Annotated in this window: 21 protein-coding genes; 12 read left to right on the top strand and 9 right to left on the bottom strand. The window is 72.1% G+C overall.

Annotation, left to right across the window (positions count from 1 at the left end; genetic code table 11):
• Window positions 1–7: 7 nt before the first annotated feature.
• The 7 genes from cysC (at window position 8) to OHS17_RS27000 (ending at window position 6666) form a co-directional block, all read left to right on the top strand.
• Window positions 8–553, top strand: coding sequence for an adenylyl-sulfate kinase (gene cysC, locus OHS17_RS27030; protein ID WP_018100635.1), 546 nt, complete (start codon window positions 8–10; stop codon window positions 551–553).
• Window positions 550–1485: a sulfate adenylyltransferase subunit CysD gene (gene cysD / locus OHS17_RS27025; protein WP_330314234.1), complete on the top strand. Its 936-nt coding sequence runs from the start codon at window positions 550–552 to the stop codon at window positions 1483–1485. Before cysC ends, cysD begins: the two co-directional genes overlap by 4 nt.
• On the top strand, window positions 1486–2817 hold the full coding sequence (locus OHS17_RS27020; protein WP_330314233.1) for a sulfate adenylyltransferase subunit 1: 1332 nt from the start codon (window positions 1486–1488) through the stop codon (window positions 2815–2817).
• Window positions 2818–3069: 252 nt separating this feature from the next.
• Window positions 3070–4179, top strand: coding sequence for an aliphatic sulfonate ABC transporter substrate-binding protein (locus OHS17_RS27015; RefSeq protein WP_330314232.1), 1110 nt, complete (start codon window positions 3070–3072; stop codon window positions 4177–4179).
• Window positions 4180–4204: 25 nt separating this feature from the next.
• Entirely contained in the window at window positions 4205–5002 is a 798-nt protein-coding gene (locus tag OHS17_RS27010; RefSeq protein ID WP_330314231.1) for an ABC transporter ATP-binding protein, read from the top strand.
• Complete coding sequence (locus OHS17_RS27005; protein WP_330314230.1) at window positions 4989–5900, top strand: ABC transporter permease; 912 nt, start codon at window positions 4989–4991, stop codon at window positions 5898–5900. The genes OHS17_RS27010 and OHS17_RS27005 overlap by 14 nt, the downstream gene beginning before the upstream one ends.
• A 7-nt stretch (window positions 5901–5907) precedes the next feature.
• Window positions 5908–6666, top strand: a complete 759-nt coding sequence (locus OHS17_RS27000) for a sirohydrochlorin chelatase (protein WP_330314229.1) — start codon at window positions 5908–5910, stop codon at window positions 6664–6666.
• A 15-nt stretch (window positions 6667–6681) separates the two neighbouring features.
• Here OHS17_RS27000 and OHS17_RS26995 read toward each other — a convergent pair whose 3' ends face one another.
• The gene (locus tag OHS17_RS26995) at window positions 6682–7314 is read right to left on the bottom strand and encodes a mycothiol-dependent nitroreductase Rv2466c family protein (RefSeq protein ID WP_330314228.1); all 633 of its coding nucleotides are present in this window, start codon (window positions 7312–7314) and stop codon (window positions 6682–6684) included.
• Window positions 7315–7382: 68 nt separating this feature from the next.
• The gene (locus tag OHS17_RS26990; protein ID WP_330314227.1) at window positions 7383–7964 is read right to left on the bottom strand and encodes a TIGR03086 family metal-binding protein; all 582 of its coding nucleotides are present in this window, start codon (window positions 7962–7964) and stop codon (window positions 7383–7385) included.
• Window positions 7965–8101: 137 nt separating this feature from the next.
• Here OHS17_RS26990 and OHS17_RS26985 point away from each other — a divergent pair, with 137 nt between their 5' ends.
• Window positions 8102–8938 carry an ABC transporter ATP-binding protein gene (locus OHS17_RS26985; protein WP_330314226.1) on the top strand — a complete coding sequence of 279 codons (837 nt, stop codon included), beginning with the start codon at window positions 8102–8104 and terminating at the stop codon, window positions 8936–8938.
• A 3-nt stretch (window positions 8939–8941) separates the two neighbouring features.
• Here OHS17_RS26985 and OHS17_RS26980 read toward each other — a convergent pair whose 3' ends face one another.
• The gene (locus OHS17_RS26980; RefSeq protein ID WP_330314225.1) at window positions 8942–9319 is read right to left on the bottom strand and encodes a nuclear transport factor 2 family protein; all 378 of its coding nucleotides are present in this window, start codon (window positions 9317–9319) and stop codon (window positions 8942–8944) included.
• 115 nt (window positions 9320–9434) lie between these two features.
• On the bottom strand, window positions 9435–10637 hold the full coding sequence (locus OHS17_RS26975; protein WP_330314224.1) for a S8 family peptidase: 1203 nt from the start codon (window positions 10635–10637) through the stop codon (window positions 9435–9437).
• A gap of 359 nt (window positions 10638–10996) precedes the next feature.
• Between OHS17_RS26975 and OHS17_RS26970 the strand changes: the two genes are divergently transcribed.
• Window positions 10997–13288: an MMPL family transporter gene (locus OHS17_RS26970; protein ID WP_330314223.1), complete on the top strand. Its 2292-nt coding sequence runs from the start codon at window positions 10997–10999 to the stop codon at window positions 13286–13288.
• 54 nt (window positions 13289–13342) lie between these two features.
• Here the strand turns inward: OHS17_RS26970 and OHS17_RS26965 are convergent, their stop codons facing one another.
• The 3 genes from OHS17_RS26965 to OHS17_RS26955 are packed head-to-tail and all read right to left on the bottom strand — an operon-like array spanning window position 13343 to window position 16403.
• Window positions 13343–14635 carry an ABC transporter substrate-binding protein gene (locus tag OHS17_RS26965; protein ID WP_330314222.1) on the bottom strand — a complete coding sequence of 431 codons (1293 nt, stop codon included), beginning with the start codon at window positions 14633–14635 and terminating at the stop codon, window positions 13343–13345.
• Window positions 14635–15474 carry a carbohydrate ABC transporter permease gene (locus tag OHS17_RS26960; protein ID WP_330314221.1) on the bottom strand — a complete coding sequence of 280 codons (840 nt, stop codon included), beginning with the start codon at window positions 15472–15474 and terminating at the stop codon, window positions 14635–14637. The genes OHS17_RS26965 and OHS17_RS26960 overlap by 1 nt, the downstream gene beginning before the upstream one ends.
• Window positions 15471–16403 carry a carbohydrate ABC transporter permease gene (locus tag OHS17_RS26955; RefSeq protein WP_026171190.1) on the bottom strand — a complete coding sequence of 311 codons (933 nt, stop codon included), beginning with the start codon at window positions 16401–16403 and terminating at the stop codon, window positions 15471–15473. The genes OHS17_RS26960 and OHS17_RS26955 overlap by 4 nt, the downstream gene beginning before the upstream one ends.
• Window positions 16404–16527: 124 nt before the next feature.
• Between OHS17_RS26955 and OHS17_RS26950 the strand changes: the two genes are divergently transcribed.
• Complete coding sequence (locus tag OHS17_RS26950; protein WP_330314220.1) at window positions 16528–17394, top strand: phosphotransferase enzyme family protein; 867 nt, start codon at window positions 16528–16530, stop codon at window positions 17392–17394.
• Between the two features lie 182 nt (window positions 17395–17576).
• On the opposite strand, the gene OHS17_RS26945 is transcribed toward OHS17_RS26950, so the two are convergent.
• Window positions 17577–18305, bottom strand: a complete 729-nt coding sequence (locus OHS17_RS26945; RefSeq protein WP_330314219.1) for a 3'-5' exonuclease — start codon at window positions 18303–18305, stop codon at window positions 17577–17579.
• A 67-nt stretch (window positions 18306–18372) separates the two neighbouring features.
• The gene (locus OHS17_RS26940; protein ID WP_018100654.1) at window positions 18373–19605 is read right to left on the bottom strand and encodes an SAV2148 family HEPN domain-containing protein; all 1233 of its coding nucleotides are present in this window, start codon (window positions 19603–19605) and stop codon (window positions 18373–18375) included.
• A gap of 367 nt (window positions 19606–19972) precedes the next feature.
• Between OHS17_RS26940 and glgX the strand changes: the two genes are divergently transcribed.
• Both glgX and treY read left to right on the top strand, forming a co-directional pair.
• The gene (gene glgX / locus OHS17_RS26935; RefSeq protein WP_330314218.1) at window positions 19973–22135 is read left to right on the top strand and encodes a glycogen debranching protein GlgX; all 2163 of its coding nucleotides are present in this window, start codon (window positions 19973–19975) and stop codon (window positions 22133–22135) included.
• Between the two features lie 91 nt (window positions 22136–22226).
• A complete protein-coding gene (gene treY, locus OHS17_RS26930) occupies window positions 22227–24593 on the top strand; it encodes a malto-oligosyltrehalose synthase (protein WP_330314217.1) in 2367 nt (788 codons plus the stop codon).
• Window position 24594: the final 1 nt, after the last annotated feature.

The following is a 24594-nucleotide window of genomic DNA, read 5'->3' as shown; positions in this document are numbered from 1 at the left end:
GACTTCGATGAGCGTGACGGAGACGGGGGCCACCGTCTGGCTGACCGGTCTGCCGAGCGCCGGCAAGACCACCATCGCCTACGAACTCGCCGGGCGGCTGCGTGCCGAGGGCCACCGCGTGGAGGTGCTCGACGGCGACGAGATCCGCGAGTTCCTGTCGGCGGGCCTCGGCTTCTCGCGCGAGGACCGGCACACCAACGTGCAGCGGATCGGCTTCGTTGCCGAGCTGCTGGCGGCGAACGGCGTCAAGGTGCTGGTCCCGGTCATCGCCCCGTACGCGGACAGCAGGGACGCCGTCCGCAAGCGGCACCAGGCCGAGGGCACCGCGTATCTGGAGGTGCACGTCGCCACTCCGGTCGAGGTGTGCTCGGAGCGCGATGTGAAGGGTCTTTACGCCAAGCAGGCGGCGGGCGAGATCAGCGGCCTCACCGGGGTGGACGACCCCTACGAGGCGCCCGAGTCACCCGATCTGCGGATCGAGTCGCACCGCCAGACCGTGCAGGAGTCCGCGGCGGAGCTGTACGCGCTGCTGAGCGAGAGGGGTGCGGCGTGACGACCGTCGCGACTGTGCAAGAGGGCACGGACAATCCGTACGCGCTGAGCCACCTGGACTCGCTGGAGTCCGAGGCGGTGCACATCTTCCGCGAGGTGGCGGGCGAGTTCGAGCGGCCGGTGATCCTCTTCTCCGGCGGCAAGGACTCGATCCTGATGCTGCACCTGGCGCTCAAGGCGTTCGCGCCGGCGCCGGTGCCGTTCACCCTGCTGCACGTGGACACGGGGCACAACTTCCCCGAGGTGCTGGCCTACCGCGACCGCGTGGTCGCCGAGCACGGGCTGCGGCTGCACGTCGCCTCCGTGCAGGAGTACATCGACGCCGGCAAGCTCCGCGAGCGCCCCGACGGCACCCGCAACCCGCTCCAGACCGTGCCGCTGACCGAGGCCATCCAGCAGCACCGCTTCGACGCGGTGTTCGGCGGCGGCCGGCGCGACGAGGAGAAGGCGCGCGCCAAGGAGCGGGTCTTCTCGCTGCGCGACGAGTTCTCCCAGTGGGACCCCCGCCGCCAGCGCCCCGAGCTGTGGCAGCTGTACAACGGCCGGCACGCCCCCGGCGAGCACGTCCGGGTCTTCCCGATCTCCAACTGGACCGAGCTGGACGTCTGGCAGTACATCGAGCGCGAGGGCATCGAGCTGCCGGAGATCTACTTCGCCCACGAGCGCGAGGTGTTCAACCGCAACGGCATGTGGCTGACGGCGGGGCACTGGGGCGGGCCGAAGGAGCACGAGGCCGTCGAGACCCGTCTCGTGCGCTACCGCACGGTCGGCGACATGTCCTGCACCGGGGCCGTCGACTCCGACGCCACCACGCTGGACGCCGTGATCACCGAGATCGCCGCCTCCCGGCTCACCGAGCGGGGCGCGACCCGCGCCGACGACAAGATGTCCGAGGCCGCGATGGAAGACCGTAAGCGCGAGGGGTACTTCTAAATGACCACCACAGCTGAGCAGTTGAGCGCCACCACCCTGCTGCGTTTCGCCACCGCCGGGTCCGTCGACGACGGCAAGTCCACCCTCGTGGGACGCCTGCTGCACGACTCCAAGTCTGTCCTCACCGACCAGCTGGAGGCCGTCGAGCACGCCTCGCGCAACCGGGGCCAGGAGGCGCCGGACCTGGCGCTGCTGACCGACGGGCTGCGCGCCGAGCGCGAGCAGGGCATCACCATCGACGTCGCCTACCGCTACTTCGCCACGCCCCGGCGCCGGTTCATCCTCGCCGACACCCCGGGCCACGTGCAGTACACCCGCAACATGGTCACCGGCGCCTCCACCGCCGAGCTGGCCGTGGTCCTGGTCGACGCCCGCAACGGGGTGGTCGAGCAGACCCGCCGGCACGCCGCCGTCGCCGCCCTGCTGCGCGTCCCGCACGTGGTCCTCGCCGTCAACAAGATGGACCTGGTGGACTACGCGGAGCCGGTGTTCGCCGCGATAGCCGAGGAGTTCACCGCGTACGCGGCCTCCCTCGGGGTCCCCGAGATCACCGCGATCCCGATCTCCGCGCTCGCCGGCGACAACGTCGTGGAGCCGTCCGCCCACATGGACTGGTACGGCGGGCCGACGGTCCTGGAGCACCTGGAGACGGTCCCGGTCAGCCACGACCTGACCGGCTGCCACGCCCGCTTCCCGGTCCAGTACGTGATCCGCCCGCAGACCGCGGAGCACCCCGACTACCGGGGCTACGCGGGCCAGATCGCCGCCGGGGTGTTCCGGGTCGGCGAGTCCGTGACCGTGCTGCCCTCGGGCCGCACCTCCACGATCGAGGGCATCGACCTGCTCGGGGACCCCGTGGACATCGCCTGGGCGCCCCAGTCGGTGACCCTGCGTCTGGCGGACGACATCGACGTCTCGCGCGGCGACCTCATCGCGCCGGTGGACGACGCGCCGGTCGTCACCCAGGACGTCGAGGCGACCGTCTGCCACGTCGCGGACGAACCGCTCACCGTGGGCCGGCGGGTGCTCCTCAAGCACACCACACGCACGGTCAAGGCGATCGTCAAGGACATCCCCTCGCGGCTGACCCTGGACGACCTCTCGCAGCACCCGGCCCCGGGCAAGCTGGTCGCCAACGACATCGGCCGGGTCGTGGTCCGGACCGCCGAGCCGCTGGCGCTCGACGCGTACGCCGACTCGCGCCGCACCGGTTCCTTCCTGCTGATCGACCCGGCGGACGGCACCACCCTCTCGGCGGGCATGGCGGGCGCCTCGTTCGCCGCCGTCGAGGAGCCTGCGGCCGCGGACGACGACGCGGAGTGGGACTTCTGATGAGCATCGACGTCTTCTCGACCTTCGCGAAGGAGGGCGGCCGCGTCGGCAGCGGCGCCCTGGGCAGCGGTCAGGGCGGTGTCGGGCGATGTGCGCGATGACGTACGCGCACTGCCCGCGCGCCCTGCAGCACCACCAGCACCGCACGCACCGCACGCACCGCACGCATCGACGAAGACCTGCCGACTTCCCGGCCGCGCCCCCGCACGTACGAGGGGCGTGAGCACCGGGCCTCCGAGAGGAAGACCTCCCGTGCCTGCCCCCCGTACCACGCGCCGCCGCAGTATCGCCGCCGTCGCCGCCCTGCCCCTGCTGGCCGTGGCGCTGACCGCCTGCGGCTACGGCTCCGAGTCGACGGACGACTCCAAGAAGGTGAACGCGGCCAGCGGCAAGAAGCTCTCCGTGGACACCGTGCGCATCGGGTACTTCCCGAACCTCACGCACGCCACCGCGCTCGTGGGCGACCAGGAGGGTCTGTTCCAGAAGGAGCTGGGCGGCACCCAGCTCAAGACCGCCACCTTCAACGCCGGCCCGTCCGAGATCGAGGCGCTGAACGCCAACTCGATCGACATCGGCTTCATCGGCCCCTCGCCGTCCATCAACGGCTACACCAAGTCCAAGGGCCAGAACCTGCGGATCATCGGCGGCTCCGCGTCCGGCGGCGTCAAGCTCGTCGTGAACCCTGAGAAGATCAAGACCCTGGACGACCTCAAGGGCAAGAGGATCGCGACCCCCCAGCTCGGCAACACCCAGGACGTGGCCTTCCTCAACTGGATCTCCGAGAAGGGCTGGAAGGTCGACGCCCAGAGCGGCAAGGGTGACGTCTCCGTCGTCCGTACGGACAACAAGGTGACGCCCGACGCCTACCGCTCCGGTTCCATCGACGGCGCCTGGGTCCCCGAGCCGACCGCCTCCAAGCTGGTCGCCGAGGGCGCGAAGGAACTGCTGGACGAGTCGACGCTGTGGCCGGACGACAAGTTCGTGATCACCAACATCATCGTGTCGCAGAAGTTCCTGAAGGCGCACCCGGACGTGGTCGAGGCCGTGCTGCGCGGCTCGGTGAAGACCAACGCCTGGATCAACGCCAACCCGGACAAGGCGAAGGCCTCCGCCAACGCCGCGCTGAAGAAGCTCACCGGCAAGGAGCTGCCGGCCGAGGTCATCGACCCGGCCTGGAAGTCGATCCAGATCACCGACGACCCGCTGGCCGCGACGCTCGACGCGCAGGCCCAGCACGCGGTCAAGGCCGGTCTCCTGGAGAAGCCCGACCTCAAGGGCATCTACGACCTGAAGCCGCTCAACAAGATCCTCAAGGCCGCGGGCAAGCCCGAGGCCGACGACGCCGGCCTCGGCGCCAAGTAACCAGCCGCCCGAAGACTCCCAGGAGGTGACGACCGTGGCGAACACCCTCACCAAGGCCGAGGACCGTGTCCAGGTCGGGCACGCCGCTCGTATCGCGCATGTCTCGAAGTCCTTCGCCGGGCCCGCGGGAAGCCAGCTGGTCCTGGACGACATCAGTCTCGATGTCGCCCCGGGCGAGTTCGTCACCCTCCTGGGAGCCTCCGGGTGCGGCAAGTCGACCCTGCTCAATCTGGTGGCCGGGCTCGACCGGCCGACCGGCGGGACCATCGAGACCCCGGGTGGCCGCCCGGCGCTGATGTTCCAGGAGCACGCGCTGTTCCCGTGGCTGACCGCGGGCAAGAACATCGAACTGGCCCTGCGCCTGCGCGGGGTACCGAAGACGCAGCGCCGCGCCGAGGCGGAGCGGCTGCTGGATCTGGTCCGGCTCGGCGGGGCGTACGGGAAGCGGGTGCACGAGCTGTCCGGCGGTATGCGGCAGCGCGTGGCGATGGCCCGCGCGCTCGCCCAGGACAGCCAACTGCTTCTGATGGACGAGCCGTTCGCCGCGCTCGACGCCATCACCCGCGATGTGCTGCACGACGAGCTGACCCGGATCTGGCGCGAGACGAACGTCTCGGTCCTCTTCGTCACACACAACGTGCGCGAGGCCGTCCGCCTCGCCGAGCGCGTGGTGCTGCTCTCGTCCCGCCCCGGCCGGATCGCCCGTGAGTGGACGGTCGACATCGAGCAGCCGCGCCGTATCGAGGACACCGCCGTCGCGGAACTGTCCGTCGAGATCACCGAACAACTGCGTGGGGAGATCCGCCGTCATGGCCAGCACTGACATCAAGTCGGACGAGGCGGGGTCCGGCGGGAGTCGGAAGCAGGACGACCTGGCCGGGCTCGAAGCCGGTCTGGACGCCCTGGACGCGGTGCAGGTGCAGCGCACCCCGGTGCGCGAGGTCCTGCTGCGCAAGGTCCTGCCCCCGCTCATCGCGGTGGCCCTGGTCCTGGTCGTCTGGCAGCTGCTCGTCTGGGGCGAGGTGACCGAGGACTACAAGCTGCCCTCGCCGTCCGCCGTCTGGGACAGCGCTCACGACATGTGGCTCCAGGGCACGCTGCTCGAAGTGGTGTGGACCAGCGTCTCGCGCGGTCTGCTCGGCTTCCTGCTGTCGGTCGCGATCGGTACCCCGCTGGGGCTGCTGGTCGCCCGGGTGAAGTTCGTCCGGGCCGCGATCGGCCCGATCCTGTCCGGGCTCCAGTCCCTGCCCTCGGTGGCCTGGGTGGCCCCGGCGGTCATCTGGCTCGGGCTGAACGACTCGATGATGTTCGCGGTCATCCTGCTCGGCGCGGTGCCCTCGATCGCCAACGGCCTCGTCTCGGGCGTCGACCAGGTGCCCCCGCTCTTCCTGCGGGCCGGCCGCACCCTCGGCGCGACCGGGCTGCGCGGCACCTGGCTGATCGTGATGCCGGCCGCCCTGCCGGGCTACCTGGCGGGCCTCAAGCAGGGCTGGGCGTTCTCCTGGCGTTCGCTGATGGCCGCCGAGATCATCGCCTCGTCCCCGGACCTCGGCCTGGGGCTCGGGCAGTTGATGGAGAACGGCCGCAACAACGCGGACATGCCGGGGATCTTCCTCGCCATCATCCTGATCCTGTTCGTCGGCATCGCCATCGACCTGCTCATCTTCAGCCCGCTGGAGCGGTGGGTGCTGCGCAGCCGCGGTCTCCTCGTCAAGAACTGAGCCCTCCATGTCCTCTCCGGTCCTCCTCGTCATCGCCCACGGCAGCCGCGACCCGCGGCACGCCGCGACCGTGCACGCGCTCACCTCGCGGGTACGGGCGCAGCGGCCGGGGCTCCGGGTGGAGACGGCCTTCCTGGACTTCAACGCGCCGTCGGTGCCGCGGGTCCTGGAACGGCTGGCCGCCGAGGGCGCGCCCGAGGTGGTGGCGCTGCCGCTGCTCCTCACCCGGGCGTTCCACGCCAAGTCGGACATCCCGGCGGTGCTGCGCGAGGCCCGCGCGGCGCTGCCCCGGCTGCGGGTCCGGCAGGCCGAGGTGCTCGGCCCGTCACCGCTGCTGAACGCCGCGCTGGAACGGCGGCTGTACGAGGCCGGGGTGCGCCCCGGCGACCGAAGCTCGACCGGGCTCGTCCTGGCCTCGGCGGGCTCCTCAGACCCGGAGGCGATCGCAGTGATCGCTGAAATCGCGCGGGAGCTGCGGCACACCGGTTGGTGTTCCGTGCGGCCTGCGTTCGCCTCCGCATCTCTTCCCCGCACCGAGGACGCGGTACGGGCCCTGCGGGCCGAGGGCGTCCGCCGCGTGGCGGTCGCCCCGTACGTCATCGCGCCCGGCCGCCTCCCGGACCGCATCGCGGCGGGGGCGGCCGAGGCCGGCGCGGACGTGCTGGCCGGGGTGCTGGGCCCGGCCCCGGAGCTGGCCCGGCTGCTGCTCGACCGCTACGACGAGGCGAACGCGACGGCGGCACGGCGGGTCGCGGCCAGCGCCTGAAACCGCCGGCCGGCGTCAGCCGACGTCGATCCCGCCCGTACGGGTGCGCTTGAGCTCGAAGAAGTCGGCGTGGCCCGCGAGCACCCGGAAGCTGTCGAAGAGCCGGGCCGCCTCCTCGCCGCGCGGGATCGCCCGCAGCACCGGCCCGAACCACACCGTCCCGTCGACGTGGATGGTGGGCGTGCCGACGTAGCCGCCCGCCTCCGGGTCCTGGCCCGCCTCGTGGCTGCGCCGCACGGCCTCGTCGTACGTCTCGCTGTGCGCAGCCTCCGCGAGGTGCGCGGGCAGGCCGAGCTCGGCGAGGGCCTCGGCGACGACCGCGTCGAAGTCCTCGTTCTTCTGCTGGTGGATGCGGCTGCCGAGGGCGGTGTAGAGGTCGCGCAGGACCTCCTCGCCGCGCTCCTCGGCCGCGGCGGCGGCGACCCGGACGGGGCCGATCGAACGGTCGACCAGGTCGCGGTACCAGTCGGGGAGTTCGTTGCCCATGTTGTGCAGGTAGAGGCTCATGACGTGGAAGCGGAGCTCGATGTCGCGGTGCTGCTCGACCTCCAGCATCCAGCGGGAGGTGATCCAGGCGAACGGGCAGGCCGGGTCGAAGTAGAAGTCGACGACGGGCCTGCCCGGTTCCGGGGCGGGGTGAGTGGTCATGGGGTGAGCCTAGCCAGCCGGTGGCGCAGTCCCCCGGGCCATTCGGCACCCGCCTGCCTGGGCCATTCTCAGCCCGCGGTCCACTGCGGATCGCGCCCGCTCAGCGCCAGGGCGCGGGTGAACCCGGTGGCGCCCGGGACGTCCACCTCGTCGGTGAACCCCTCGTACTGCCGGTAGAGCGCGGCGGTCTTCTCGACGGTGCCCAGGATGTACGCGGCGGCCTCCTCGGAGAGCCGGAACTCATGGCCGGTGGCGCGGGCCACGTCCCAGCCGTGCAGCGCGATCTCCTCGATGAGCATCGCGGCGGTGTCGGCGGCCGGGGACGCGGAGTCGCCCTCGCCGATGGTGCCCTCCCAGACGGCGGGGTCGGACCAGGCGGCGACGGCCCGGTCGAGCTGGACGGCGTACCGCTCGGCCCAGTCGGCGTCGGCGGTGAAGTCGCGGGCGATCAGCTCCTCGGGAAGCTCGGTGCGGCGGGCGCGGTGCTCCATGCCGTGCGAGGTGTAGAGGACCCAGTGGTTCACGAGGGTGCGCAGGTCCCAGTCCGCGCAGGGGGTGGCGGCGGCGTCCAGCTGGGTGGCGGTGACGCCCCGGGCCACGCGGGCGGCCTCGGCGGCGCATTCGGTCATGTGGGCGTGCTCGGTCTTCATGCGTTCCACCCTAGGCACGCGCGTACGGCCGGTCTTGAAGAAAGGCGACAGGTGCCGGGCGCGGAGGGTGTACCGGCCACGGATAGGCTTCCGGTGCGCAGAAAGGCGCTCGCGCCCGTACGAAGGAGCAGCCGCACGTGACCACCACCGCACCCCTGTCCCCCTCCGTCGTCACGGCCCCGGTCCCGGTCATCCGGGCCGACGAGGTCTCTCTCGTACGCGATGGGAACGTCCTGCTCGACGCGGTGTCGCTCACCGTGCGCGGCGGGGAGCACTGGGCGCTGCTCGGGGCGAACGGGGCGGGCAAGAGCACCCTGCTCGGGCTGCTCGGGGCGGTGACGCATCCGACGCGGGGTTCGGTCGAGGTGCTGGGGCGCACGCTGGGGCGGGTGGACCTGCGGGAGTTGCGGACGCTGCTCGGCCATGTCAATCCGCGCCATCCGCTGCGTTCGCCGCTGACGGTGAGCGAGGTGGTGCTGACCGGTCTGACTAACTCGGTCGAGCCGGTGCCGCGCTGGTCGCCGGGTCCGGGGCAGCGGGAGCGGGCGGAGCGGCTGCTGACGATGCTCGGGATGGGCGGCAAGACGGGGTCGCGCTGGCCGGCCCTGTCGCAGGGTGAGCGCGGCCGTACGCTGATCGCCCGGGCCCTGATGCCGCAGCCCCGGCTGCTGCTCCTGGACGAGCCGGCGACCGGGCTCGACCTGGCCGCCCGGGAACAGCTGCTGGACAGCCTGGACGCGTTGCGCGAGGAACACCCGGAGCTGGCGACCGTGCTGGTCACCCATCATCTGGAGGAGCTGCCCGCCTCCACGACCCACGCGATGCTGCTGCGCGGCGGGCGGTGCCTGGCCTCGGGCGGGGCGGACGAGGTGCTGACCACGGACCTGGTCAGCGAGTGCTTCGGCCACCCGGTCCGGATCAGCCGGACGGACGGCCGGTGGGCGGCCCGGGCGCGGCGGGCGGCCCGGGGCTGACGCTCAGCGGTCGGGCGTGGCCTCGAAGGGTGTGGCCTGGTGGTAGTAGAGGAGCCAGCCGGCCCGGGTGAGCCGCCAGAGCGAACTGCGGTGGGCGCGCTTGTTCCTGGCCTCGGTGTCGAAGGTGAGGTGGACGAGCCCGTCGGCGAGGTACACGCCCCGCATTCGTGAGGCGGTGAGCCGGCCGGGGCCCGGGGCCCGCCCCGAGACGAGCAGGTCGATGATCGTGTCCCGGTCCCAGTGGCGGCCGGTGGTGTCCACCTCGCGGTAGTCGGGGTGCAGCACCTGGTCGAGGAGGTCGGCGGAGGCCCGGACCAGGGGGTCCAGGAGCTGGAGCTCCCCCTCGATGGCCGCGGCCACGCCCGGCGCCGGCTCGGTCATGCCCGTCTCCCGCCCGTGTCGGTCGTCATGGGCCCAGCGTAGAACGGGCATCACGCACCGCGCGGCCGCCGCGCCCCGTGGGGGAGAGCGCGGTGGCCGCCGGTGGGTGGCGCTGTTACTCGACGATCTTCAGCAGCTTGTTCGCCGTGCCTTCGGTGGCGTTGCTGATGGCGTCCGGGGTGGCGCCGTCGGTCAGGGCCGTGGAGACCTCGGCCGGGGTGGCGTCCGGGTGCCCGGCCAGGTAGACGGCGGCGGCGCCGACGACGTGCGGGGTCGCCATCGACGTACCGGAGATGGTGTTGGAGCCGGTGTCGCTGTCGTTCCAGGACGAGGTGATGTCGGAGCCCGGGGCGTAGATGTCCACGACCGAGCCGTAGTTGGAGAACGACGACTGCTCGTCGTCCACGGTGGACGAGGCGACGGTGATGGCCTCGGGGACGCGGGACGGGGAGCCCTCGCCGGCGTCGCTGGACTCGTTGCCGGCGGCGACCGCGAAGGTGACGCCGGAGGCGATGGCCTTCTGCACGGCCGCGTCGAGCGCCTCGTCCGCGCCGCCGCCCAGGCTCATGTTGGCGACGGACGGGCCCTCGTGGTGCTCGGTGACCCAGTCGATGCCGGCGACGACCTGCTCGGTGGTGCCGGAGCCGGAGTCGTCCAGAACGCGGACGGCGACGATCTTCGCCTTCTTGGCGACGCCGTAGGTCGACCCGGCTATGGTGCCGGCGACGTGGGTGCCGTGGCCGTTGCCGTCGTCGGCGCTGTCGTCGTTGTCGACGGCGTCGAAGCCGGAGCTGGCGCGGCCGCCGAACTCCTCGTGGGTGGTGCGGACTCCGGTGTCGATGACGTAGGCGGTGACGCCCTCGCCCGCGCTGTCCGGATAGGTGTACGCGTTGTCGCCCGCGGTCTCCGTCTGGTCGATGCGGTCCAGGCCCCAGGACGGCGGGTTGTCCTGGGTGGCGTCGATGTGGAACTTCTTGTTCTGGACGACCTTCGAGACGGCGGGGTCGGCGGCGAGCCGCTTGGCCTCGGTCTCCGAAAGGCCGCTGGCGGAGAAGCCGTTGATGGCCGAGCTGTAGTTGCGCTTGAGCTTTCCGCCGTACTCCTTGGCGAGTTCGGCCTTGTCCGCCTTCTGGTCCAGCATCACGATGTAGCTGCCGGAGACCGCGGTCGCCGCGTCGGCGCCGTAGATCTTGCCCATGGCCGGAGCGGGTGTCGCTCCGGCGAACGGGGTACCCAGCAGGGTGACGCCGGCGGCTGCCGCGACCGCGGTGATGGAGGCGGTCAGCTTGAACCGGCGTGCGCGCTTGTGAATGGCCATGAAGAGGGGTCTCCTCGTCATTCTTTGTGGGGGGATTGGCCCTCGGCCGGAAAATCTCCGGGGGCTGGCTCGAAACCCTGACCGATTGACGCGCGCAGATCAATACCTCGCTACAGCTCCGACGCACTCGCCAACTTTTCGTCACAGGAAGGTCGCAGGAGCCCCTCGATACGCCGATCACCTTTACGTGTAAGGGGCTTCGATGCTCCGTCTCGGGGGCAAGCCCCGTCCGCAGGGCGGAGAAGGGCCGCGCCCGCCTCGCCGGAGAGCATGACGCCCTCGTCTTATGCCGCCCCTACCTTCGGAATCGGGAGGCGACGGCGTGGGGCCGGTGCCGTTCACGAGGGGGCAGGCCCGTCATGGGGAATGGGGATGCGGCACGGACGCGGGGGCCGCGGGTGCGGGGCGTCGCGGCCCGGGCGGGCGGCTGGAGCGCCCGGCACCGCTGGGCGGCGGTGACGATCTGGGTGCTGTTCGTCGTCCTGGCCATGGGGCTCGGCTCGGCGGCCGGCCGGGTCGACGTCAAGGAGAGCGACCAGATGTCCGGCGAGGTGGGCCGGGCCGTGCAGATCATCGAGGACGCGGGGCTCAAGGACCCGGCCGGTGAGACCGTGCTCATCCAGTCGGAGGGCAAGGACGGGGCGGTGGCCGGGTCGGCCGAGTTCCGGGCGGCCGTCGAGGACGTCATCCGGGCCGTGCAGGACACCGGTGAGGTCACCGCCGTCACCTCGCCGTACACCACGAAGACCATCTCGGCCGACGGGCACAGCGCGCTCGTGCAGTTCGAGATGAGGGGCGACCCCGAGACCGCGAGCGAGCGGGTCGCGCCCGTGCTGAAGGCCGTCGAGAAGGTGGGCGGGGCACATGACGGGCTGCTGATCGAGGAGATCGGCGGCGCCAGCATGGGCAAGACGTTCGACGACGCCTTCGGGAGCGACTTCCAGCGGGCCGAGCTCTCCGCCGTGCCGGTCGCGCTCGGCATCCTGCTCATCGCCTTCGGCGCGCTGGTCGCCGCGCTGCTCCCGGTCGCCCTCGCCCTCACCGCGATCATGGCGACCATGGGCCTGATGGGGGTGGTGAGCCACTTCCAGCCGATGAGCGACACCGCCAACTCGGTGATGCTGCTGGTGGGTCTGGCCGTCGGCGTCGACTACTGCCTGTTCTATCTGCGCCGGGAGCGCGAGGAGCGGGCCAGGGGCCGGGACGCCCGGACCGCGCTGATGATCGCCGCCGCGACCAGCGGACGCGCCATCGTCGTCTCCGGTGTGACGGTCTGCGTCGCGATGGCGGGCATGCTCTTCACCGGCATCGCGGAGTTCCAGGCGATGGGCCTGGCCTCGCTGATGGTCGTCGCCGTCGCCATGGTCGGCTCGGTCACCGTGCTGCCCGCGCTCCTCTCGCTGCTCGGCGAGCGGGTCGAGAAGGGCCGGGTGCCGTTCCTGAACCGCCTGAAGCGCTCGGAGCGCGGTGGCGCCGACGGCGAGAGCCGCGTCTGGCGCGCGGTGCTCACCGCCGTGCTGCGCCGCCCCTGGACCGCGCTCGTGGTCGCCGCCGGGGCGCTCGCGGCCATCGCGCTGCCCGCGCTCTCCATGCACACCCAGAACCTCACCCTGGACCAGGAGTTCGGCGGCTCGCTGCCGATCGTGCAGACCTACGACCGGCTGAACGAGGCGTTCCCCGGCGGCGCCGACCCGGCGCAGGTCGTGGTGCGGGCCGACGACATCGGAGCGGCGCCGGTACGCCGGGCGCTGGAGGAGTTCCGCAGGCAGGCCGTCTCCTCCGGGGCCTCGAAGGGCCCGGTGGACATCGTGACCCACGACGCGGAGAACGTCGCGGTCATCGACGTACCGCTGGTCGGCGGTTCGGACCAGAAGCGGGCCGAGAAGAGCCTGGACCTGCTGCGGGACACCGTGCGTCCGGCGACGCTCGGCAAGGTCGCGGGGGTCGAGGCGCCGGTCACCGGGCAGGTCGCCGGGTCGAAGGACTTCAACGACCAGATCGTCGGCTCGGTCGTGCCGGTCTTCGCCTTCGTGGTCGTCTTCGCCTTCCTGCTGATGCTGCTCTGCTTCCGCTCGCTGACCGTGGCCCTCACCTCGATCGTCCTCAACCTGCTCTCGGTGGGCGCCGCGTACGGCATCCTGACGGCGGTCTTCCAGCACGGCTGGGGTGCCTCGCTGGTGGGCGCGGAGGGCGTCGGCGCGATCGTCTCCTGGCTGCCGCTGTTCCTCTTCGTGATCCTCTTCGGGCTCTCGATGGACTACCACGTGTTCGTGGTCTCCCGCATCCGTGAGGCCCGCCTCCAGGGCCGCGGCACCCGCGACGCCATCGCCCACGGCGTGGTCACCACGGCCGGGGTCGTCACCAGCGCCGCCGTGATCATGGTCGCCGTGTTCGCGATCTTCGGGACGCTGTCGATGCAGTCCATGAAGCAGATGGGCGTCGGCCTGGCGGCGGCCGTGCTGATCGACGCGACGATCATCCGCGGGGTGCTGCTCCCGGCCGTGATGGCCCTGCTGGGCGAGCGCAACTGGTACTTCCCGAAGTGGCTGCGGTGGCTGCCGGACATGACGCACGACGAGTCGTACGACGACGAGCCGGGCCCGTCCGCACCGGCGCGCGGCGGCGAGGAGCCGGAGCGGGTCGGCGTCTGACCTCCGTCCCGCAGGTGCCCTCCGCCCGGACCGCCGGGCGGAGGGCCCGCGCGTTCAGCGCTGGTAGCGGGCCAGGACCCGGTTGCCGTCGGTCACCAGACGCTTCTTCAGCTCGGCGGCGTCGATCGCCCCGCTGTAGTACTCCTGGAGCGCGGGGGTCGCCACCTTGTCCTTCCACTCGGGGTAGCCGCGCACCGACTGGGCCGGGGCGGACCGCAGCGAGGCGGCCAGCGCGACGCCGGTCGCCCAGCCCCGGTCCGCGGTGTGCAGGGAGGGGTCGGCCAGCGCCTCGGTGCCGGTGGGCAGCATCCAGTCCCCCTTGGCCAGCCGGACCATGTTGGCGGGCTTCAGCAGGAAGTCGATGAACTCCACCGCCTCCTTCTTGTGCGGGCTGTCCTCGGCGACGGACAGGGTCTGCGGGCTCACCCCTTGGGCCAGTCCGTCCCGGCCCGCCGGGGCGGGCAGCACCGTCCAGTCGAAGCCCTTCGGAGCCTGCTCCACGATCTGCTGACGGTACGAGAACCCGAGCGGCACCATCGCGTACTTGCCGCCGAAGAAGCCGGGCAGGGTGTCGCCGCCGCCCATGCCGAGCGCGGTGCGGGCGGCGCTGTGGTCGGTGTTGACCTGGTCGTGGATGGTGTCCGGGACGACCTGGTCGCCCTCCCCCATCGCGACGGTGACCTTGCCGTCGGCGCCCCGGTGGAAGAGCTCGCCGCCCGCCGAGAGGCCGAGGTTGAGGGTGACGGAGACCGGCTCCTTGAGGGGCCAGGCGACCCCGTAACGGCCCTCGCCGCTCAGCTCCTTGGTCACCTGCCGGAACTCCGGCCAGCTCCACGGCTGCCCGGGGGTGGGGATGCGGACCCCGGACGCCTTGAGGATCTTGGTGTTGGCGATCAGGACCCGGGGCTCCTGAAGGAAGGGCACGCCGTACACCCCGCCGTCGAAGGTGGCCGTCTCCCAGCTGTTGCGCGGGATGCCGTCCGTCAGCCCCTTCGGCAGGAGGGGGCGGAGGTCGGCGAGATAGCCCCCGTACGCGAAGTCGGCGAGGTCGTCGGAGGCGTCGTGGATGATGTCGGGCGCCTCGCCGCCCTCGAAGGAGGTGAGGAGCTGGTCGTGGACGCTGTCCCAGCTGCCCTGGACGTACTCGACCCGGATGTCGGGGTGGGCCGCGTTCCACTCCTTCACCAGCCGCTTGTTGATGTCGACGGACTCCTTCTGCCAGGCCAGCGACTGGAAGCGGAGGGTGATCTTCCCGTCGGCCTCGCCGTCGTCGCCCGCGCCGCAGCCGGTGAGCAGCAGGGCGAGCGCGGTGGCCGCGGCCGCTGCCGTACGTACCAGCGCGCGCATCAGTTCTTCACCGCCCCGGCCAGCATGCCGCCGGTGATCCGCCGCTGGATCACGGCGAACAGCACGAGCGACGGGAGGGTGGCGAGGAACGCGGCGGCGGCGAGCGGCCCGAGGTCGCTGGCGCCCTCGGCGCCGAGGAAGTGCGTGAGTACGACCGGCAAGGTCTGCTTCTCCGGGGTCTTGAGGAGGACGAGCGCGAAGAAGAACTCGTTCCACGCGGTGATGAACGCGAAGAGGGCCGTGGCGACGATGCCGGGGGCCAGCAGCGGGGCGGTGACCGAGACCAGGGTGCGCAGCCGCCCGGCCCCGTCGACCGCCGCCGCCTCCTCCAGCTCGCGCGGCACGGCCCGTACGTAACCGACGAGCATCCACAGCGCGAAGGGCAGCGCCCACACCACGTAGACCAGGACCAGGCCCCAGAGGGTGTTGATCAGGTGCAGGTTCTTCAGGACCAGGAAGAGCGGAATGATCAGCAGGACGAAGGGGAACGCCTGGCTGACCACGACCCAGCCGGTGGCGGCGGTGGAGAGGCGGGTGCGGTGGCGGGCCATCACATAAGCCATCGGGGTCGCGATCAGGACGGCGATCAGTCCGGCCGAGAGCGCGGCGATCAGCGAGTTGGCGGCGGCCCGCAGCAGCGGCTGCTCGTCAAACGCCTGCCGGAAGTTGTCCAGCGTCGGGTGCTGCGGAATCCAGGTCGGGTGCAGGGAGCCGAGCTCCGGGGCGGGCTTGAAGGCGGTGGAGATCAGCCACAGGAAGGGGAACGCGAGGAAGATCAGGTAGCACAGCAGCGCCACGTACTGCCCGGCGCGCACGGACCGTCTGGTACGCATGCTCATCGGTCGTCGCCTCCCCTGAGCCGCCCGGCGAGATACACGGCGAGGATCACGGAGATCACGGCGACCATGACGCAGCCCATCGCGGCGGCGTAGCCGAACTGCCCGTAGCGGAACGCCTCCTCGTACGCGAAGAGCATCGGCAGCCGGGTGCGGCCGCCGGGGCCGCCGTTGGTCAGGACGTAGACCAGGGCGAACGAGTTGAAGTTCCAGATGAAATTGAGCGCGGTGATGGAGAGGGCGACCGGTCTGATGGCGGGCCAGGTCACCGTGCGGAACCGGCGCCAGGCGCCCGCCCCGTCCAGCGCGGCGGCCTCGTGGAGTTCGTGCGGGGTGTTCTGGAGTCCGGCCAGCAGGGCGACCGTGGTCTGCGGCATGCCGGACCAGACGCCGACGAGGATCACGGCGGGCAGCGCGGTCGCCAGCCCGGTGAGCCAGTCGCGGCCGTCCCCGAGCCCCAGATCGCGGATGGTCTCGTTGAGGATTCCGGCGTCCGGGTTGTAGACCAGCCGCCACATGATGCCGACGACGACCTCGGGCATCGCCCACGGGATGATCGCCAGGGCGCGGGCCAGCCAGCGCATCCGCAGGTTCTCGTTGAGCAGCAGGGCGAGGCCGAGGGCGAGCACGAACTGCGGGACGGTGACGCCGACCGCCCACACCAGGCCGATCCGGAACGACTCCCAGAACAGCCCGTCGTGCAGCAGGTCCCGGAAGTTCAGCGTGCCGATCCACTGCGTGGCACGGGTGCGGCCGGACTGGGCGTCGGTGAAGGCCAGCGCGATGCCGTAGAGCAGCGGGCCGACGCTCAGGACCAGGATCGGGATCAGGGCGGGCAGGACCAGGAACCAGGTCCCGGCGCCCCGGTCGGCGGCGCCCTTGCCGGGTGGGCCGTCCCGCCCGGACCGTACAGTCGCACTCGCCAATGTCATGTTTACGCCCCCTTTGCGTCGTTCGACCGGCTAGTTGCCGTTCTGGCCGCTCAGGGGCCTCCGTCATCGTGCTGACGGGCCGCCGGTTCGTCAAGGCAACCTGCACGGATGCGAAAATCGGACCATGAACGAGATGGAAGCGCGCGAGGTGCTGGCCGCCGCCGGGTTCCCCGGGGGCGCGGAGCTGCTGGCGCTCGGCGAGAACGCGGTGTTCACGGCCGACGGCCTCGTCGTCAAGGTCGGCCGGGACGCCGTGAGCCACCCCGAGCTGCTGGAACGCGCCGAGCGCGAGGTGGCCGTCGCCCGGTGGCTCGCGGCCTCCGGTGTCCCCGCCGTGCGGGCCGCCGAGGACGGCGCCCGGCTGGTCGGGGGTCATCCGGTGACCGTGTGGCACCGGCTGCCCGAGGCGGTGCGGCCCGCCGAGCCGCGCGATCTGGCCCCGCTGCTGACCGCCGTCCACGCGCTGCCCGCGCCGGACGACTTCGCGCTGCCGCGCCGGGAGCTGCTGGGCGGCGTCGAGCGGTGGCTGCGGCTGGCGGGCGACGCGATCGATCCGGCGGACGCGGCGTATCTGCGCGAGCGGCGGGACGGGTTCGCGGCGGCGGCCGCGGCGCTGGTCCCCCATCTGCCGCCGGGGCCGATCCACGGGGACGCGCTGGCGCGCAACGTCCATGTCGGGGCGGACGGGCCGGTCCTGGTCGACCTGGAGACCTTCTCCTCGGACCTGCGCGAACACGACCTGGTGGTCCTCGCACTGTCCCGCGACCGGTACGGGCTGGCGGCGGACGCGTATGACGCGTTCACCGCGGCGTACGGGTGGGATGTCCGGGAGTGGGACGGGTGCGGGGTGTTGCGGGGGGCGCGCGAAACGGCGAGCTGCGCGTGGGTGGCACAGCACGCACCCTCGAACGATGCCGCTCTCGCGGAGTTCCGCCGCCGGGTGGCGTCCCTGCGGGAGGGGGACTCCTCGGTGCGGTGGTATCCGTTCTGAGTCGGCTGGGTGCCCCCGGTGTGCCCAACCAGCGTGTGTCCTCAATCGCCGGACGGGCTTGATTGTGCCGCCGGTCGTGTTCTTCCCGCAGCTGGGATCCGCACAGACCCAAGCCGGTCCGGCGACCAGCCGACAAGCGAGGACGGCCCACTCAAGCCCGTCCGGCGTGAGGACAACGCGGGTCAGGCCGTCGTGCGGATCGGCTCCCGGACCGGCCACTGGCCGTCCACCACCGCGTCCGGCGTGCCCTTGCGGCGGAGGAAGGCCTGGAAGTCCGCCGCCCACTCCGCGTGCCACGTGATCTGGCGGTCGTGCAGGGCGGGCGGAGGGAGTTCGGCCACAGCACGGTGGCGGGCGGCTATCGCGTACGCCACACGCACCGCGGCCAGCGCGTCCGCCGCCGCGTCGTGCGCGCCCCCGTGCACCACGCCGTACTCGACGCAGACCGCCTCCAGATTCCGCTTGCCCTTGCGATAGCGGTCGACCGCCCGGTCGATGGTGTACGGGTCGATGACGGGGCCGACGGGCGCGCCGCCCAGCCGGTCGGCGAGCGGGGGCAGCCCGTGGCGGTCCAACTCCGCCGTGAGCAGCGTGAGGTCGAACGCGGCGTTGTACGCGACGACCGGGACGCCCCGGCGCCAGTACCCGGCGAGCGTGTCGGCGATCTCGTCGGCCACCTCGCGCGCGGGCCGGCCCTCCGCCGCCGCCCGCTCGCTGCTGATGCCGTGGATCGCGGACGCCTGGGCCGGGATGCGGATGCCCGGGTCGGCCAGCCAGGTGTGCCGGGCGACCGGCTCACCGTCCCGGTCGTCCACCGCGATCACCGCGGCCGTGACGATGCGGGCCTCCAGCGGGTCCGTCCCCGTCGTCTCCAGATCGAAGCCGACCAGCGCGTGCCGGTGCCAGCTCATCCCGTACCTCCTTCATGGTGCTCCCCCGGATGACGACCACCCTCGCACGGGCCACTGACAACGCCGCTCAGGAGACCGGCCGGGAGTCGGTCCACACCGACTCGAACTCCTCGCGGTACGTCTCGAACAGCCCGTGCTCGTACCCCTGCCCCGCCCGGACCACCGCACGCCCGCCGCCGCGCAGCACCAGCACCGGTGCCTCCATGCCGCGCGCCCGGCGCAGATAGGTCTGGACGACCCCGACCGCGTCGGCCCCGTCGCCGTCCACCAGGTAGGCCGTGAAGCGCGGGGTCTCGTCGAAGACGTGGATCTGGAAGGCGTCCGGGTCGCGGAGCTTGGCGCGCACCCGGCGGGTGTGCAGGATGTTCATCTCGACGGACCGGCTCAGCTCGCCCTTCTTCAGGCCGAGCTCCCGCTCGCGGCGCTTGACCGCGCTGCTGGCCGGGTTGATGAAGAGCAGCCGGATCCGGCAGCCCGACTCGGCGAGCCGGATGAGGCGGCGTCCGGAGAAGTTCTGCACCAGCAGGTTGAGCCCGATGCCGATCGCGTCGAGCCTGCGGGCGTCGCCGAACAGGTCCTCGGCGGGCAGCTGGCGCTGGAGGCGCACGCGGTCGGAGTGGACGGAGACCACGTCCGCGTACCGGTCGCCGACCAGCTCCTCCACCGCGTCGACCGGGAGCCGGTCCGCGGAGGGCACCCCCGCGCCGCTGCCCAGCATCTCCAGGAGCCGGGCGGAGGCCCGCTCGGCCTGGGCGAGCACCGCCTCGTTGAGCGCGCGGTTGCGGGAGACGACGTTGCGGGCGACCTCCAGCTCGTCGAGTGCCAGTTCGACATCGCGGCGGTCGTCGAAGTACGGCTCGAAGCACGGCCAGTGCTGGACCATCAGCTCGCGGAGCTGGGGCAGCGTGAGGAAGCTGAGGACGTTGTCGTCGGCCGGGTCGAGCAGATAGCCCTTGCGGCGGGAGACCTCGCGCACGGCGACCGCGCGCTGCACCCACTCCTGTCCGGCGGGCCCGGCGGCGGCCACCACCCAGTCCTCGCCGTGGACGGGCTCGTAGATCGGCCGGAGCACCGCCGCGACGACGGCGCGCAGCCGCTGTTCGACCAGATTCAGCCAGATGTAGGCGCGCCCGGCCCGCTGCGCGCGCGTGCGCACCTCGCTCCAGGCGTCGGCGTCCCAGTCCAGCTCCGCGCCGATCTCCAGGGGCTGTGCCAGCGATACCGCCCCGGGCGGGACCTCGGCCACGTCCCCCTCGTGACCCGCGTCACCCGGGGGCAGCTCGAACCCTCCCGAGCTCACCCACGCACCGCCTTCCACTCCCCCACCAACGATCAAGGAAGGGTACTCCGGGAGCGGGAGCCGGTGCAGCCTGATGCGCAGGCTCCTTTACCAACTCCCCATGGAATCAAACCTGTTCCGGTCGGCGGGTTCGACGGGAGTGAGCGGATTCATAGGGATTAAACACCCCAGCCAGGGCCACGAACCGGACAGCTCGGGCAGGGGCCCGGCCGGAGGCCGGTTCCGGGCGACACGGAGAGGCACGAGGTTGACCGACGGGCCGACGTCCTAGGTAAGGCGCGCTCTTTCGGGGAAGATCTGGCCCGGGGCCCCCAGGTGGTCCCGTAGTTCGCCAGGCGACCGCGGCAGGACGGGAAGAGTCGAATCCATGCAGGTGTGGCCGGGACAGGCGTACCCGCTCGGTGCCACGTACGACGGCGCCGGGACCAATTTCGCGGTCTTCTCGGAGGCCGCCCACCGAATCGAGTTGTGCCTGCTGCACGACGACGGTTCCGAGACGGCGGTGGAGCTGAGGGAGACCGACGCGTTCGTCCGGCACGCGTATCTGCCCGGGGTGATGCCCGGTCAGCGCTACGGCTTCCGCGTGCACGGCCCGTACGAACCGGAGCACGGCATCCGGTGCAACTCCGCGAAGCTGCTCCTCGACCCGTACGCCCGCGCGGTGTCCGGGCGGATCAAGTGGGGCGAGGAGGTCTACGGCTACCCGTTCGGGAAGCCCGACGCGCGCAACGATCTCGACTCCGCCCCGCACACCATGACCTCGGTCGTGGTGAACCCGTACTTCGACTGGGGCGACGACCGGCGCCCCCGCACGGACTACCACCGCACGGTGATCTACGAGGCCCATGTGAAGGGCCTGACGATGCTCCATCCGGGGCTGCCGAAGGAGCTGCGCGGCACGTACGCCGGGCTGGCGCATCCGGAGATCATCGCGCATCTGACGGAGCTGGGCGTCACGGCGATCGAGCTGATGCCGGTGCACCAGTTCGTCCAGGACCACCGGCTGGCGGACGCGGGGCTCGCCAACTACTGGGGCTACAACACGATCGGCTTCTTCGCCCCGCACAACGCCTACGCCTCCTGGGGTGACCGGGGCGAGCAGGTCCTGGAGTTCAAGCAGGCCGTGCGCGCCCTGCACCAGGCGGGCATCGAGGTCATCCTCGACGTGGTCTACAACCACACCGCCGAGGGCAACCACCTCGGGCCCACGCTGTCGTTCCGGGGCCTGGACAACGCCTCGTACTACCGGCTGACCGACGACCAGCGGTACTACATGGACACCACGGGCACCGGGAACTCGCTGCTCATGCGGTCGCCGCACGTGCTCCAGATGATCATGGACTCGCTGCGGTACTGGGTGACCGAGATGCATGTGGACGGCTTCCGCTTCGACCTGGCGGCCACCCTGGCCCGGCAGTTCCACGAGGTGGACCGGCTGTCGTCGTTCTTCGACCTGGTGCAGCAGGACCCGGTGGTCAGCCAGGTCAAGCTGATCGCCGAGCCGTGGGACGTGGGCGAGGGCGGCTACCAGGTGGGGAACTTCCCGCCGCTGTGGACCGAGTGGAACGGCAAGTACCGGGACACGGTCCGCGACCTGTGGCGGGGCGAGCCCCGGACCCTGGCCGAGTTCGCCGGGCGGCTGACCGGGTCCTCGGACCTGTACCAGGACGACGGGCGGCGCCCGCTGGCCTCGATCAACTTCACCACCTGCCACGACGGCTTCACCCTGCACGACCTGGTCTCGTACAACGACAAGCACAACGAGGCCAACGGCGAGGGCAACCGGGACGGCGAAAGCCACAACCGGTCGTGGAACTGCGGTGCCGAGGGCGAGACGGACCGGACCGAGGTGCTGGAGCTGCGCGAGCGTCAGATGCGCAACTTCCTCGCCACGCTGATGCTGTCGCAGGGCGTGCCGATGCTCAGCCACGGCGACGAGTTCGGGCGTACCCAGCAGGGCAACAACAACGCCTACTGCCAGGACAACGAACTGTCGTGGGTGCACTGGCCCGAACCGGCCGCCGCGGTGGGCGAGGACGGCGAGGAGGAGGAGGAGAGCGCCGAGCCCGAGGACATGAGCCTGCTGGAGTTCACCCGGGCGATGGTGTGGCTGCGCCGCGACCACCCGGTCTTCCGGCGCCGCAGGTTCTTCCACGGCCGCCCGGTGGAGGGCACGCACGACGAGTTGTCCGACATCGCCTGGTTCACGCCCGAGGGCCAGGAGATGACCCAACGGGACTGGCAGGCCGCCCACGCGAAGGCCCTGACCGTGTTCCTGAACGGGCACGCCATCTCGGAGCCGGGGCCGCGCGGGGAGCGGATCTCCGACGACTCGTTCCTGCTGATGTTCAACGCGAGCGCCGAGACGCTGGAATTCGCGGTGCCGGTCAACCACGGCCGGCAGTGGCACGCCGTCGTGGACACCGCGCGCCCGGCCGGGGTGCTGCCCGGGGCCGGACCGAAGGTGGCGGCGGGCGATCGGGTGACGCTGGTGGGCCGGAGCATGGTGGTGCTGCAACGCCCGGCCTGACCGGTCGCGCGGGGCCGCCCGTGTCACCCCGTCGTGCCCTTGTGCCCGGCGCGGTGACACAGGCGGCCCCGATGTGGGTACGAAGGTCTTCATGACGCCTACCGCCACGTACCGGCTCCAGCTCCAGCCGGAGTTCCCGTTCCGCGCCGCCGAGGACGCCGTGCCGTACCTCGCCTCGCTCGGCGTCTCCCATCTGCATCTCTCCCCGGTCCTGGAAGCGGTGCCGGGCTCCCGGCACGGCTACGACGTCACCGACCACGGCCGGGTCCGGGACGAGCTGGGCGGTGAGGAGGGGCTGCGGCGCCTCGCCCGCACCGCTCGGGAGCACGGGCTCGGCCTGGTCCTGGACATCGTGCCCAACCACATGGCGGCCGACCCCGTCCACAACCATGCCCTGCGCGAGGTCCTGCGCGAGGGCCCGGACTCCCCCTACGCCCGCTGGTTCGACATCGACTGGACGGCCGGTGACGGGCGGATCCTGCTGCCGGTGCTGGGCGGCCGGATCGGCGACGAGATGGAGCGGATGCGGGTCGACGGCGAGGTGCTGCGCTACGGCGAGCAGGAGTTCCCGCTCCGCGAGGGCACCGCCGGCCTTCCGCTCCCGGAGCTGCTGGACGCCCAGCACTACCGGCTCGGCTGGTGGCGGCTGGCCCGTACCGAGCTGAACTACCGGCGGTTCTTCACCATCTCGGAGCTGATCGGGGTGCGGGTGGAGGACCCGGAGGTCTTCGCCGCCACCCACGGCAAGATCCTCGAACTGGTCCGGGACGGGGTCGTGGACGGTCTGCGGATCGACCACCCGGACGGTCTCGCCGACCCGGCGGGCTATCTGGAACGGCTCTCCGGGGCGAGCGGCGGGGTGTGGACGGTGGTGGAGAAGATCCTCACCGGCTCCGAGCCGCTGCCGGCCGGGTGGGCGGTGGCCGGGACCACGGGCTACGACGCGCTGTACCGGATCGACGGCCTCTTCACCGACCCCCAGGGCGCCGCCGAGCTGCTGGGCCACTACCACGAGGCCGCGTCCCCGGCCGGTGACCGGGGAGGCTACTGGACGGCGACCGTGCGCCGGGCCGCGTACCGCGTCGTCACCCATGAACTGGCGGCGGAGACCGAGCTGCTGACCCGCCTCGCCTCCCGGATCTGCGCCGAGGACCCCGCGCTGCGCGACCACGCCCCCTGGGCGCTGCGCACCGCCGTGCGCGAGCTGCTGGTGCGCGTCCCGGTCTACCGCCCGTACGTGACGGCGGGCGGCCCCTGCTCGGAGGCGGCCGAGGCGACGCTCGACGCGACGACGGTGAGCGACGCCAAGGCGGCCTTCGCGGTACGCGAGGAGGCGTCGGCGGTCGACGTGGTGCGGGACCTGGCACTGGGTCGGCTCGGTGGCGGCGCGGACCGGGCGGCGTTCTGCGCCCGGTTCGCCCAGACGTCGTCCGCGCTGCGGGCGAAGGCCGTCGAGGACACCGCGTACTACCGCTATCTGCCGCTGATCTCGGCGAACGAGGTGGGCGGCGACCCGGGGCACCCGGCCGTCGAGCCGGAGGACTTCCACGCCTTCTGCACCCGCCTCGCCCGCGACTGGCCCGCCACCGGGACGGCGCTGACGACGCATGACACGAAGCGCAGCGCGGAGGTCCGGGCGGGCATCGCGGTGCTCTCGCAGTGCCCGGGGCGGTGGGCGGGTCTGGTGGCGGGGCTCGGGCGGTCCGCCCAGGCCGCGCCCGATCCGCAGCTGGCCTGGCAGGCGTGGCAGACGGCGGTCGGCTGCGTGGGGATCCCGGCCGGGGAGCGGGCGGCGCGGCTGGAACCGGCGCTGCTGAAGGCGGTGCGCGAATCGGGGCTCTTCACGAGCTGGACGGAGCCCGATCCGGTGTACGAGCGGGTGGCTTCGGACTTCGTCGCGGCCGGGCCCGCCGCGGACACCGGCCCGGTGCGGTCCCTCGTGGAGGAGTTCGCCGCCCCGCTCGCCGCGCATGTGCGGGCGCAGTCGCTGGGCGCGGCGCTGGTGCACCTGACGATGCCGGGGGTGCCCGACCTCTACCAGGGCACCGAGCGCGCGTATCTGGCGCTGGTCGACCCGGACAACCGGCGGCCGTTCCGGGAGCCGTCGCCGGACGCGCCCGCCGACGAGAAGGCGGAGCTGACCGGGGTGGCGCTGCGGCTGCGGCGGGAGCGGCCCGCGGTGTTCGGCGAGTCGGGCACGTACGCCCCGCTGCGCGCCTCGGGCCCGGCGGCGGCGCACTGTGTGGCCTTCTGCCGGTCCGGGGAGGTCGTCACGGCGGTGACCCGGCTGTCGCTGCGGCTCGCGGAGTCGGGCGGCTGGCGCGGGACGCGGCTGGCCCTGCCCGACGCGGGCGTGTGGCGGGATCTCCTCACGCCGGGCAGGGAGTTCTCTGGCGGCACCGCGGAGGTCGCGGAGCTGTTCGCGGACCGGCCGGTGGCGCTGCTCGTACGGGGGTGAC

The sequence above is a fragment of the Streptomyces sp. NBC_00523 genome, assembly GCF_036346615.1.
Taxonomy (GTDB): Bacteria; Actinomycetota; Actinomycetes; order Streptomycetales; family Streptomycetaceae; genus Streptomyces.
The sequence above is the reverse complement of the archived record's forward strand: the minus strand, read 5'-3'. Positions and strand labels throughout refer to the sequence as shown.